Below are 12,390 nucleotides of genomic sequence, written 5' to 3'. Positions count from 1 at the left end.
TGGCGTGCTAGATTTCACAGCCGCGACTCAATCGAGTTAGCCGCGTCGACGAGCAACGAACGGGGGGCCTGTGTCGGTGCCGCTCAGCAGCATCCAGGCGCAGGCCGACAGCGAGCCCAGCGACGCCAGCACCGGCGTGCTGCGCGGCTGGCAGCGCCGGGCGCTGGTCAAGTATCTCGCCGCCCAGCCGCGCGATTTCCTGGCGGTGGCCACCCCGGGCTCGGGGAAGACGACCTTCGCCCTGCGGGTGGCGGCCGAGCTGCTCGGCCAGCGGGCCGTCGAGCAGGTCACCGTCGTGGTGCCCACCGAGCACCTGAAGGTGCAGTGGGCGCAGGCCGCGCAGCGCTACGGCCTGGCCCTGGACCCGAGGTTCTCCAACAGCAACGCGCGGATCGCGCCGGAGTTTCACGGCGTGATGGTCACCTACGCCCAGGTCGCCGCGCATCCGACGTTGCACCGGGTGCGGACCGAGCAGCGCAAGACCCTGGTCGTCTTCGATGAGATACACCACGGCGGCGACGCCAAGACGTGGGGCGACGCCATCCGCGAAGCGTTCGGCGACGCCACCCGCCGGCTCGCCCTGACGGGGACGCCCTTTCGCAGCGACGACAGCCCCATCCCGTTCGTGACCTACGAGGCCGGTCCCGACGGGATACGGCGTTCGCAGGCCGACCACACCTACGGCTACACCGACGCCCTCGCCGACGGCGTGGTCCGGCCGGTGGTGTTCCTCGCCTACTCCGGGGAGGCGCGCTGGCGCGACAGCGCCGGCGAGGAGCACGCGGCCCGCCTCGGCGAGCCGCTGTCGGCCGAGCAGACCGCGCGCGCATGGCGCACGGCGCTGGACCCCGCCGGCGAATGGATGCCCGCGGTGATCACCGCCGCGGATCTGCGGCTGCGCCAGTTGCGCACGCACATACCCGATGCCGGCGGCATGATCATCGCCTCGGATCAGACCGCGGCCCGCGCGTATGCCGTCCTGTTGACCAGGCTGACCGGCGAGGCGCCGACGCTGGTGCTCTCCGACGACCCCGGATCGTCGGCGCGGATCAGCGAATTCGCCGCGAGCACCAGCCGCTGGCTGGTCGCGGTCCGGATGGTCTCCGAGGGCGTCGACGTGCCGAGGCTGTCGGTGGGTATCTACGCCACCAGCGCCTCCACGCCGCTGTTCTTCGCGCAGGCCATCGGCCGGTTCGTGCGGTCGCGCCGCCAGGGTGAAATCGCGAGCATCTTCGTGCCTTCGGTGCCGAACCTGCTGCAGCTGGCCAGCGAGCTGGAGGCCCAGCGCAACCACGTGCTGGGCGAGCCGCACCGGGTCTCCGAGGGCGATCCCCTCGACGGCGATCCCGCCACCAAGACGCAGGACGAGAAGGGCGACCTCGACAAGGGGTTCACCTCCTTGGGCGCCGACGCGGAACTCGATCAGCTGATCTTCGACGGATCATCGTTCGGCACCGCCGCTGCGGCCGGCAGCGAGGAGGAGGCGGACTACCTCGGCATCCCGGGGCTGCTCGATGCGGATCAGATGCGCGCGCTGCTGCACCAGCGCCAGGAAGAGCAGCTGCAGAAGCGGGCCCAGCTGCACAAGGAAGGCGGGCCGCTGGCGGCCGCCCAAGCCCCGCCGGCGACGGTGCACGGCCAGCTTCGGGAGCTGCGCCGCGAGCTGAACACCCTGGTCTCGATCGCCCATCACCGCACCGGCAAGCCGCACGGCTGGATCCACAACGAACTGCGGCGGCGCTGCGGCGGTCCCCCGATAGCCGCGGCCAGCCGCGAACAGCTGCGGGCGCGTATCGACGCGGTGCGCCGGCTCAACGCCGAACACTCCTGAGCGTTAGCCCTAGTCGCCGACGGGTTCCTCGAGCACCTCGACCGCGGGGCCGCCCAACACCGCCAACAGGCTCTGCTCGACTCCGTCCCGCGCGCCGTGCTCGGCGCCGTCGGCCGCTTGGCCCGACACCGTCACGCAGAAGACGTCCGCCGCCGTCGACCCGAAGGTGTTGACCTTCGCCCAGACGATGTCGGTTTCCGCGCGTTCCAGCGCGTGGGTCAGCAACGCGAGCAACCCGAGTCGATCCATGGCGCGGACTTCGACGATCAACTGGTCGGGCGAGGCCGAGTCGACCCACAGGATGCGCGGCGGCGCGCTCGACCGCGTGACGGGCACCCCGACCTGGATTTCGCCGGCCCGGCTGGTCGCCGCGCTGACGGCGTCGCTGTCGCGCTTCTCCAGCGTGCCGAACACGTCGACGTCACCGCCCAGCGCGCCGGTGAACTGCTGGCGCAGCAGGCCCGCTTCCGGCGGCGAACCGAACAGCGGCGACACCACGAATTCGACGATCGCGAATCCCTCGTGGGTGCTGGCCGATGCGGAATGGATGCGCAGTGAGTTCAGCGCCAGCACCGCGGCGGCCTTCGACACCAGTCCCCGCTGATCCGGTGCGGCCATCACCAAGTCCAGGCGCTCGCCGCCGCTGGGCTTGATGTCCACATGGACGCCGCGGTCGGCTGCGAGTGAAAGGTATTGTGGCGCAGTGGGTTCCGCTTCGGGCAGCGGCTCCCCCGCCATCACCAGCCGACAGCGCCGGACCAGGTCCTCGATCAGCGACGCCTTCCATTCGCTCCACACCCCGGGACCGGTGGCCTTCGAGTCGGCCTCGGTCAACGCGTGCAGAACGTCGAGCAACAGCGCGTCTCCGCTCAGCGCTTTCACCACGCGCTCAATGGTTTTGGGGTCGTTCAGGTCGCTGCGGGTGGCCACCATCGGCAGCAGCAGGTGGTGGCGGACCAGCTGGGCGAGCAGCTCGACCTCGACCGGCGCGATGCCCAGCCGGGGCCCGATCTCCAGCGCCAGGCCCGCGCCGAGCACGCTGTGGTCGACACCGCGGCCCTTACCAATGTCGTGCAGCAGTGCGCCCAGCGCGAGCAGGTCGGGTCGCGCCACCCGGGTGGACAGCGGTGCGGCGTTGACCGCCGTCTCGATGACGTGACGGTCCACCGTCCATTTGTGCGCGACGTCGCGCGGCGGCAGGTCGCGGATGGCGTCCCATTCGGGCAGCAGCCGGCCCCACAGCCCGGTGCGGTCGAGCGCCTCGATCGTCGTCACCGTGGTCGGGCCGGCGGACAGCACAACCAGCAAGTCGTCCAACGCATCTCGCGGCCACGGCACCGGCATCTCCGGAGCGCTGGCGGCCAGGCGGCTCAGCGTGGCGGCGCCGATCGGCAGCCCGGTGTCGGCCGCCGCGGCGGCCACCCGCAACACCAAACCCACGTCGGTGTCCGGACGTGCGTCGCGGGCGAGCACGATCTCGCCGGCATATTCGACGACGCCCTCGTCCAGGGGGCGCCGTTTGGGCCGCCGCACCAGGGCCGTCACGCCGCGGCGCGGCAGCGCGTTCTCGGCGGTCCGAATGCCCGTCTCGGCGTGGTAGGCGATGGTGCGCCCGGCGTCGGATAGCTTGCGCGCCAAGTCAAATCGGTCCCCGATGTGCAGGGCGGCGCTAATCTCGTCGGCGTATTGGGCCTGCAGCTGGTCCCGTCCGCGTCCCGATACCCGGTGCAGCTCGGTGCGCACATCGAGCAACGTGAGGTGGGCGTCGTCGAGCGAACCGCCGGGTGATTCGGGGCGGGCCATGCCGTGGCGGTCGATCAGCTGGGCCACGCCCAGCGCATCGAGCAGCTGCACATCGCGAAGGCCGCCGCGGCCTGATTTCAGGTCGGGTTCGGCCCGCTGCGCGATGCGGCCGCAACGCTCCCAGCGGGCCTGCGTAATTTCCACGAGCTCGTTCATTCGGGACCGAATTGCGCTGCGCCACTGCCGTCGTGCGCCGGCGTTCAGTTCGTCGGACAGCCGCGCGTCGCCGGCGATGTGGCGCGCGTCCAGCATGCCCAGCGCCGCAATCATGTCGGCATTGGCCACCCCGAGGGCCCCGGAGACGGTCCGCACGCTGTGGTCGAGCCGAACGTTGGCGTCCCACAACGGATACCACAACTTGTCGGCGACCTTGCCCAGCACGTCGTCGGATTTATTGTCGTGCAACAGCATGAGATCGAGGTCGGAATACGGCAACAGCTCATGGCGGCCCAATCCGCCGATCCCGACGATCGCGAAGCCACTGTCGTCGGCGATCCCGATCTCGGCCGCCTTGGCCATCAACCACGATTCGTGCAGATCCAGCCAGGCGTGCCGCAGTTCGGCGGCGTGCAGCTTGCTTCCCTCAGACAGCAGTTGGCGCCGCGAGGCAGCCAGATCGACTGCCCCGCAGGCGCTTTCTGTCCCCGCTAGGCGCCCGGACGAGTCGGGGTCGTTCGGGGTCATACCCTCCCGGCCCGCCCGGGTCGAATCAGCAATTGACAGCGGACGTCATAGCGCATCGGTTCCGCGCTCGCCGGTACGCACCCGCACAATGGTTTCCACGGGGCTCACCCACACTTTGCCGTCACCGATCTTGCCGGTGCGCGCGGCCCGGACGATGCTGTCCACGACCTTGTCGACGATGGAGTCGTCGACAACGACCTCGATGCGCACCTTGGGCACGAAGTCGACCGAATATTCGGCGCCCCGGTAGACCTCGGTGTGACCCTTCTGCCGTCCGTAGCCCTGGATTTCGCTGACCGTCATCCCCAGGACGCCCGCGTCCTCGAGACTGGTCTTCACGTCATCGAGCGTGAACGGCTTTACGATCGCGGTGATCAGCTTCATGACTGCTCTGCCTCCACTTTGTCGCCCACTCGCTCCTCCTCCAGGCCGTTGCGGGTATCCGCCACGGCGACCCGGGGCGGGAGAACCGAACCAGTGGCCACGGCGAAGTCGTAGCCACTCTCGGCGTGCTCCGCCTCGTCGATACCCGTGGCCTCCGCCTCTGGGTTGAGACGAAGCCCGATGGTGTATTTCAGGATCAACGCCAGGATCAGCGTAACCACCCCAGAGTAGATGAGGACACTGAACGCGCCGACCGCCTGCCGCTCGAGCTGAGCCCAGCCGCCGCCGTAGAACAATCCCTTGGACACGCCGGTGACGCCGTTGATGGCCGGGCTCTCCGGTGCGGCGAGCAGCCCCACCAGCAGCGTGCCGGCCAGACCGCCGACCAGGTGCACCCCGACCACGTCGAGCGAGTCGTCGAAGCCCAGCTTGAACTTCAGGCCGACCGCCAGCGCGCACACCACGCCGGCCACCAGGCCCACCACCAGCGCGCCCAGCACGTTGACCGACGAGCACGACGGCGTGATGGCGACCAGGCCCGCGACGATCCCGGACGCCGCGCCCAGCGTCGTCGCCTTGCCGTCACGGATGCGCTCGGTGAGCATCCAGCCCAGCATCGCGGTGGCCGTCGCGACCGTGGTGGTCATGAAGGTCGACCCGGCGACGCCGTTGGAGCTGGTGGCCGATCCGGCGTTGAAGCCGTACCACCCGAACCACAGCAGCCCGGCACCGAGCATCACGAACGGTAGGTTGTGCGGCCGGAACAAGGTGGTGGGCCAACCGCGGCGCTTGCCCAGCACGATCGCCAGCATCAGGCCCGCCACACCGGAATTGATGTGGACCGCGGTCCCGCCGGCGAAGTCGATCGCGTGCAGCTTGTTGGCGATCCAGCCACCCTTCTCGGAGGCGAACCCGTCGAACGCGAAAACCCAATGGGCGACCGGGAAGTAGACGAACGTCGCCCACAGACCGGCGAACACCAGCCAGGCGCCGAACTTCAGCCGGTCGGACACCGCGCCGGAAATCAGGGCGACGGTGATGATCGCGAACATCAGCTGGAACGCCACGAACACGGTGGCTGGCAGGGTTCCCGCCAACGGGATGTCCGTTGCCGCAGTGCCTTTGCTCGGATCGGCGGCCACCGCGTTGACACCGATGAGGCCCTTCAGGCCCCAAAATGAGGTCGGCTTTCCGACGACGCCGCCGGCGTCGTCGCCAAAGGCGATCGAATAGCCGTAGAGCACCCACAGCACGGTGACGACGCCCATCGCGCTGATGCTCATCATGAGCATGTTCAGAACGCTTCTGGCGCGCACCATTCCGCCGTAGAAAAACGCCAGACCCGGCGTCATCAACAGCACCAGCGCGGAACTGGCCAACATCCAGGCGGTATCGCCGGTATTGGGCTGGCCCAGTATCGGGTATGTCACTCGCAATCTCCTCCGGTCGGCCCACAACTGGCCACCAGGCATGAGTCCGATGACCTGATCCAGAACATTGCGCAATGGTTGTTTCGGCGATGGGGCCGCCGTGTTTCAGCGGGATTAACGTCCCGCTCACCGTGTAAGCGTTTCAGCCGAGCAGCGCGTCGACGAAAGCGGCCGGTTCGAACGGCGCGAGATCGTCGGGGCCTTCCCCGAGACCGACCAGTTTGACCGGCACGCCGAGTTCCTGCTGAACCCGAAAGACGATGCCGCCCTTAGCCGTTCCGTCCAGTTTGGTCAGCACGGCACCGGTGATCTCGACCACCTCGGCGAACACCCGCGCCTGGGCCAGTCCGTTCTGCCCGATGGTGGCGTCGAGCACCAGCAACACCTCGTCGACGGCGGCTCGCCGTGTTACGACCCGCTTAACTTTGTCGAGCTCGTCCATCAGTCCGACCTTGGTGTGCAGCCGTCCCGCGGTGTCGATGAGCACCACGTCGGCACCCGCGGCGATGCCCTTGTCGACGGCGTCGAACGCCACGGAGGCCGGGTCGGCGCCCTCGGCCCCGCGCACGACTTCCGCACCCACCCGCGACGCCCAGGTCTGCAGCTGATCGGCCGCCGCGGCGCGGAAGGTGTCGGCGGCGCCCAGGACGACGCGCCGCCCGTCGGCGACCAGCACCCGGGCCAACTTGCCGACGGTGGTGGTCTTTCCGGTGCCGTTGACCCCGACAATCAGCAGCACCGAGGGATGGTCGTCGTGGGGCAGCGCCCGGATCGACCGGTCCATGCCGGGCTGCAACTCCTTGATCAGCACGTCGCGCAGCACGGCCTTGGCGTCGGCCTCGGTGCGCACGTCGCTGCCGGCCAGGCGACTGCGGAGCTGGGAGATCACCGATTCGGCGACCACCGGGCCCAGGTCGGCGACCAGCAGCGTGTCCTCGACGTCCTGCCAGGCGTCCTCGTCCAGGTCGCCGCCGCCGATCAGTCCCAGCACGCTGCGCCCGAGCGCGTTCTGCGACCTGGCCAGCCTGCCGCGCAGCCGCTCCAGCCGGCCTTCGGTGGGCGCGATCTCCTCGATCTCGGGGGCGGCCTGCGTTTCGGGTGCCGGAGCCTCAGGGGCGGCCGGTGCGGCGGGGGCGGCCTGCGTTTCGGGTGCCGGAGCCGGCGGCGCGGGCGGGGCCTGCAGGTCCGACGGCGGCGGCGCGAGGGTCTCGGGTTCGGGGAGTTCGACCTCGGAGATGGTGCGCCGCGGCGCGTCGCGGGGAATGGTCGCGTCGTCGCCTACCGCGGGTAGACCGGTGGTGTCGAGCCGATCGGCCGTGGTGGTCTGGCTGAAGGTGATGCCGGAGGACGCGGTGTAGCCGCCGGAACGGTCGATCGCCCCGGGTTCGGGCCGGGTCGAGAAGCTGATGCGGCGCCGGCGATACCGCAGCAGCCCCAGGACCAGCGCGGTGATGACGACCAGGGCAGCGACGACCGCGATGGCGATCCAAAGACCTTGGGACACGCTGACATTGTTTCAGGACGGCATGGTCGCCCGGCAGCCACCACCTCCGGGCGCTCGATCGATGGCGCCGACCCGCTTCGCCCGGCTCCGCCGCGCTTGCGATCGGCGCTCGATCGATGGCGCCGACCCGCTTCGCCCGGCTCCGCCGCGCTTGCGATCGGCGCTCGATCGATGGCGCCGACCCGCTTCGCCCGGCTCCGCCGCGCTTGCGATCGGCGCTACGACGAACTGGAGACCAGCTGGTCCACCTGCTGACCGCGCATCCGCTGGGAGATGACGGCGGTGATGCCGTCGCCCTGCATGGTCACGCCGTACAGCGCGTCGGCGACCTCCATCGTCGGCTTCTGGTGCGTGATGATGATGAGCTGCGAGCGCGCCCGCAGCAGCTCGAACAGGGAGATCAGCCGCCGCAGGTTGGTGTCGTCGAGGGCGGCCTCCACCTCGTCCATGATGTAGAACGGCGACGGGCGGGCCCGGAAGATCGCCACCAGCATGGCCACCGCCGTCAGCGCCTTCTCGCCGCCGGACAGCAGCGAGAGCCGGGTGACCTTCTTGCCCGGCGGACGCGCCTCGACCTCGATGCCGGTGGTGAGCATGTCGTCGGGATTGGTCAGCCGCAGTCGGCCCTCCCCGCCGGGGAACAGCACCGTGAAGACGTCGGAGAACTCACGTTCCACGTCGGTGTAGGCCTCGCTGAACACCTGCAGGATTCGGGCGTCGACCTCGTCGACCACGCCGAGCAGGTCTTTACGGGCGGCTTTGACGTCCTCGAGCTGGGTGGACAGGAAGTTGTAGCGCTCCTCGAGCGCGGCGAACTCCTCCAGTGCCAGCGGGTTGATCCTGCCCAGCTCGGCCAGCTCGCGCTCGGCCCGCTTGGCCCGGCGTTCCTGGGTGGGCCGGTCGTAGGGAATCGGCGCCGGCGCGAAAACCTGCTCGCCGCGCTCCTTGGCCTGCTCGTATTCCGCCATCTCCAGCTCGGAGGGCGGCAGCTGATTCTCCGGGCCATACTCGGCGATCAGATCGGCCGGCGCCATGCCGAACTGCTCGAGCACCATCTGCTCGAGCTGCTCGATCCGCATCGCCGTCTGGGCGTTGGCCACCTCGTCGCGGTGCAGGGAATCGGTCAGGGCGGCGACCCGGGCGCTCAACGCGTTCACCTCGTCGCGCACCGCGGCCATAGCGGTCGCACGCTGCTGGCGTTCGGCGGCCAGCGCGTCGCGGATCTTGGATGCGGCGCCGACGACGCCGTTCAATCGCTGCGCCAGCAGCCGCCCGGAGTCGGCCACCGCCGCCGCCACCGCGGCGGCGCGCAGCCGTGCCTCGCGCGCCTGCTGGGCCCGCAACCGGGCTTCGCGTTCGGCGGCGGCAGCGCGGCGCAACGAATCCGCCCGCCCGCGTACCGCGTTCGCGCGCTCTTCGGCGGTCCGCACCGCCAGCCGGGCCTCCACTTCGACGCTGCGAGCGGCCTCGGTGGCGGCGGCGATCTGCTGACGGTTCACGGGCTCATCGGTCGGCGCGTACTGGGTTTCCTGGGCGTTGCGCAGCCGGGTTTCCAATTCGGTGACTTCCGCGACGGTCTGGGTCCGGCCGGCTTCGAGCTCCTCGCGCTGGCGCAGCAACCTGCTCCACTCGTCTTCGGACGTCCGGGCGTCCTGACCGAGCCGGCCCAGCTGCTCGTACATCCCCGAGATCTCGCTGTCGGATTCGTTGAGCGCGGCCAGTGCCTGCTCGGCCGAGTCCTGCCGGGCGGCCTGCTCGGTCAGCGCGCCGGACAGCGCCGCGGTCAGCTGGGCCACTTGGGCCTCCGCGGCGGCCAGTTCGTCGCTAGCCTTGTCGATCTCCGAGGTCACCTCGAGCGTGGACAGCTTGCGGTCCGAGCCGCCGCTCACCCAGCCGGCGCCCACCAGGTCGCCGTCGAGCGTGACCGCGCGCAAGTCGGGATGCGCGGCCACCAGCGCCAGCGCCTCGTCCAGGTCGTCGACCACCGCGACGCCGGAGAGCATGGCCGTGATCGCGCCGCGCAGCCGTCCGGGCGCGTCGATCAGGTCCAGCGCCCACAGCGCACCCGCCGGGGCGGTCTGCGGCGCGGGCTGACCGGCGGGCCAGTCGCCCAGCACCAGCGCGGCGCGGCCGCCGTCGGCCTCCTTGAGCGCGGCGACGGCCGAGCGGGCCGCGCCGAAGCTCTCGGCGGCCAGGGCGTCGGCCGCCGATCCCAGCACCGCGGCCAGCGCCGCCTCATAGCCGGACCGCACCTTCACCAGCTTGGCCATGGGCCCCAAAAGTCCTGTGCCGCCGTGGTTTTGGGTGAGCCACGCGGCGCCGTCCTTGCGTTCGAGCCCGATCGCGAGCGCGTCGATGCGGGCCCGCAACGAGGCGACCTGGCGTTCGGCGTCCCGCTCGGCGGACTGCAGTTCGGCCACCCGCTCGTCGGCCAGCCGCAACGCGGCGACGGTGCGTTCGTGGTGCTCGTCGAGACCCACCTCGCCCTGATCGAGTTCACCGACCCGGCCCTGGACGGTCTCGAATTCCACCTTGGCCTGCTGCGCGCGGGCGGCGGCCTGTTCGATGCGCTCGGACAGGCGCGCCACGCTGTCGTCGATCGATTCGACGCGCGCCCGCATCGTCTCCACCTGACCGGCTAGGCGCGCCAGGCCTTCGCGCCGATCCGCCTCCGCGCGCACCGCCGCCATGTGGGCCCGCTCGGCCTCGGCGGCTTCGCGCTCGCGCTCGACCAATTCGGCGCGGGCCCGGTCCAGCCGGGTGCGCGCGCCGGCCAGTTCGGCGAGCAGCTGCCGCTCGGCGACCGCCACCCGCTCGGCCTCAGCCTCCAGCTCTTCAGGCTTTCTGGGGTCGGTGTCGCTGGGCGCGGCGGGCTCCACGTCGAGGTGCTGGGCGCGCTCGTTGGCGATGCGGACGGTCGCGGCGACCCGCTCGGCCAGCGCGGACAGCGCAAACCAGGTGTGCTGGACCGACTCGGCCCGGCTGGAGAGTTCGCCGACCGCCGTTTCGTGCGTGGTCAGTTCCTCGGACGCCACGGCCAGCCGCGAGGCGGCCTGGTCGTGGTCGCGGCGCATGGCGGCCTCGGCCTCGAAGATCGCCTCGCGCTCGCCCTGCCGGTTCACCAGGTCGTCGGCGGCCAGGCGCAGCCGGGCGTCGCGCAGGTCGGCCTGGATGGTCTGGGCCCGGCGGGCGACCTCGGCCTGCCGGCCCAGCGGTTTGAGTTGGCGGCGCAGCTCGGTGGTCAGGTCGGTGAGCCGGGCCAGGTTGGCCGACATCGCGTCGAGTTTGCGGAGGGCCTTTTCCTTGCGCTTGCGGTGCTTGAGCACGCCCGCGGCTTCCTCGATGAACGCGCGACGGTCCTCGGGCCGCGATTGCAGGATCTCGTCGAGCTTGCCCTGCCCGACGATGACGTGCATCTCGCGGCCGATCCCGGAGTCGCTCAGCAGTTCTTGAACGTCCATCAAACGGCAACTGCTGCCGTTGATTTCGTATTCACTGGCGCCGTCGCGGAACATCCGCCGCGTGATGGACACCTCGGAGTATTCGATGGGCAGCGCGTTGTCGGAGTTGTCGATGGTGACGGTGACTTCGGCGCGGCCCAGCGGGGCCCGCGACGACGTCCCGGCGAAGATGACGTCTTCCATCTTGCCGCCGCGCAACGTCTTTGCCCCCTGCTCCCCCATGACCCAGGCCAGCGCGTCGACGACGTTGGATTTGCCGGAGCCGTTGGGCCCGACGACGGCGGTGATGCCCGGTTCGAAGCGCAGAGTCGTCGGCGAGGCGAAGGACTTGAAGCCCTTCAGCGTCAGACTCTTGAGGTACACGGCGAGCCAGACTACCGCTCAAATCGCCCGCGCCACCCTCATCGCGGGGTGTCGCCAGGGCCGAAATACGCCCACCGAGCACCCTTCGGCGCACCGGTCACAGTGGCCACATCAGTCACGGCTGGGAGGCAATGTCGCGTGCGGAAACGTGATAGCGCCGGCGCTACTCACGCGCGCGATGGCGGCGCCCGCCTCAGCGCTCGACGAAACCCTCGAACCGTTCCTGCGGCTGCGTCCAGTCGGCGACGACGTTGTTCACGTGGCCGGGCCGTGACGGCCACGACTCGGCGCCTTCCAGCAGCTCCAGCAGCTTCTCACCGGCTTCGCGCGGTCCCTGGGCGACCACCAGAACGCGGCCGTCGGCCTGGTTGGCCGCGTAACCGGTGAGGCCCAGCTCGAGCGCCCGGCTGCGCGTCCACCAGCGGAAGCCGACGCCCTGGACCCTCCCGTGCACCCAGGCGGTGAGCCTGACATCAGGATCCGACATCGGCCACCTCGAACTTGACCTCCGTGCCGGCTTTCAGCGTGCGCCCGACGGTGCAGACCTGATCGATGGCGCGGCCGACGACGACCAGCAGGCGTTCCTTCTCGTCGTCGGACAGGGCCGACAGGTCGAGTTCCAGGGCCTCCTCCAGCAGCGGATAGACCTCGCGTTCGCGGTCGGCAGCGCCGGAGACCCTGATGACCGCCTTGTAGTCGTCGCCCAGCCGGCGGGCCAGCGGCAGATCGCTGGACATCCCGCTGCACGCCGCCAGCGCGACCTTGAGCAGCTCGCCGGGCGTGAACACGCCGTCCACGTCCTCGGCGCCGATCAGCACTTGTGCGCCACGTGAGCTGTATCCGGTGTAGCGGCGTGTTCCGGTGCGTTCCACCCACAGTTCGGCCATGGCTCATTTCTACCGGGCGCCCGGATTTTCCAAGCGCGGGCAT

Annotated in this window: 8 protein-coding genes; 1 reads left to right on the top strand and 7 read right to left on the bottom strand. The window is 70.2% G+C overall.

The annotated features are described in order from the left end of the window. Positions 1-70 precede the first annotated feature (70 nt). Entirely contained in the window at positions 71-1,831 is a 1,761-nt protein-coding gene (locus tag G6N50_RS00820; protein WP_083097413.1) for a DEAD/DEAH box helicase, read from the top strand. A 9-nt stretch (positions 1,832-1,840) separates the two neighbouring features. Here G6N50_RS00820 and G6N50_RS00815 read toward each other — a convergent pair whose 3' ends face one another. The 7 genes from G6N50_RS00815 to G6N50_RS00785 all read right to left on the bottom strand — a co-directional run bounded on the left by G6N50_RS00815 (position 1,841) and on the right by G6N50_RS00785 (position 12,347). Next, positions 1,841-4,318 (bottom strand): [protein-PII] uridylyltransferase, encoded by a 2,478-nt coding sequence (locus G6N50_RS00815; protein WP_083097412.1) that lies wholly within the window; start codon positions 4,316-4,318, stop codon positions 1,841-1,843. 45 nt (positions 4,319-4,363) lie between these two features. Then, positions 4,364-4,702, bottom strand: a complete 339-nt coding sequence (gene glnB / locus G6N50_RS00810; RefSeq protein WP_003878721.1) for a nitrogen regulatory protein P-II — start codon at positions 4,700-4,702, stop codon at positions 4,364-4,366. Beyond that, positions 4,699-6,174, bottom strand: coding sequence for an ammonium transporter (locus G6N50_RS00805; RefSeq protein WP_067835505.1), 1,476 nt, complete (start codon positions 6,172-6,174; stop codon positions 4,699-4,701). Before G6N50_RS00805 ends, glnB begins: the two co-directional genes overlap by 4 nt. 100 nt (positions 6,175-6,274) lie before the next feature. Then, a complete protein-coding gene (gene ftsY / locus G6N50_RS00800) occupies positions 6,275-7,636 on the bottom strand; it encodes a signal recognition particle-docking protein FtsY (RefSeq protein ID WP_083097410.1) in 1,362 nt (453 codons plus the stop codon). Positions 7,637-7,854: 218 nt separating this feature from the next. Continuing rightward, complete coding sequence (smc, locus tag G6N50_RS00795) at positions 7,855-11,460, bottom strand: chromosome segregation protein SMC (protein ID WP_083097409.1); 3,606 nt, start codon at positions 11,458-11,460, stop codon at positions 7,855-7,857. Between the two features lie 193 nt (positions 11,461-11,653). Then, a complete protein-coding gene (locus G6N50_RS00790; protein WP_083097407.1) occupies positions 11,654-11,947 on the bottom strand; it encodes an acylphosphatase in 294 nt (97 codons plus the stop codon). Further along, a complete protein-coding gene (locus G6N50_RS00785) occupies positions 11,934-12,347 on the bottom strand; it encodes an OsmC family protein (protein ID WP_083097406.1) in 414 nt (137 codons plus the stop codon). The genes G6N50_RS00790 and G6N50_RS00785 overlap by 14 nt, the downstream gene beginning before the upstream one ends. Between the last annotated feature and the right edge of the window lie 43 nt (positions 12,348-12,390).

This window comes from Mycobacterium mantenii, from assembly GCF_010731775.1.
Classification (GTDB): Bacteria; Actinomycetota; Actinomycetes; order Mycobacteriales; family Mycobacteriaceae; genus Mycobacterium; species Mycobacterium mantenii.
This window is presented reverse-complemented; position numbering and strand designations above follow the sequence as displayed.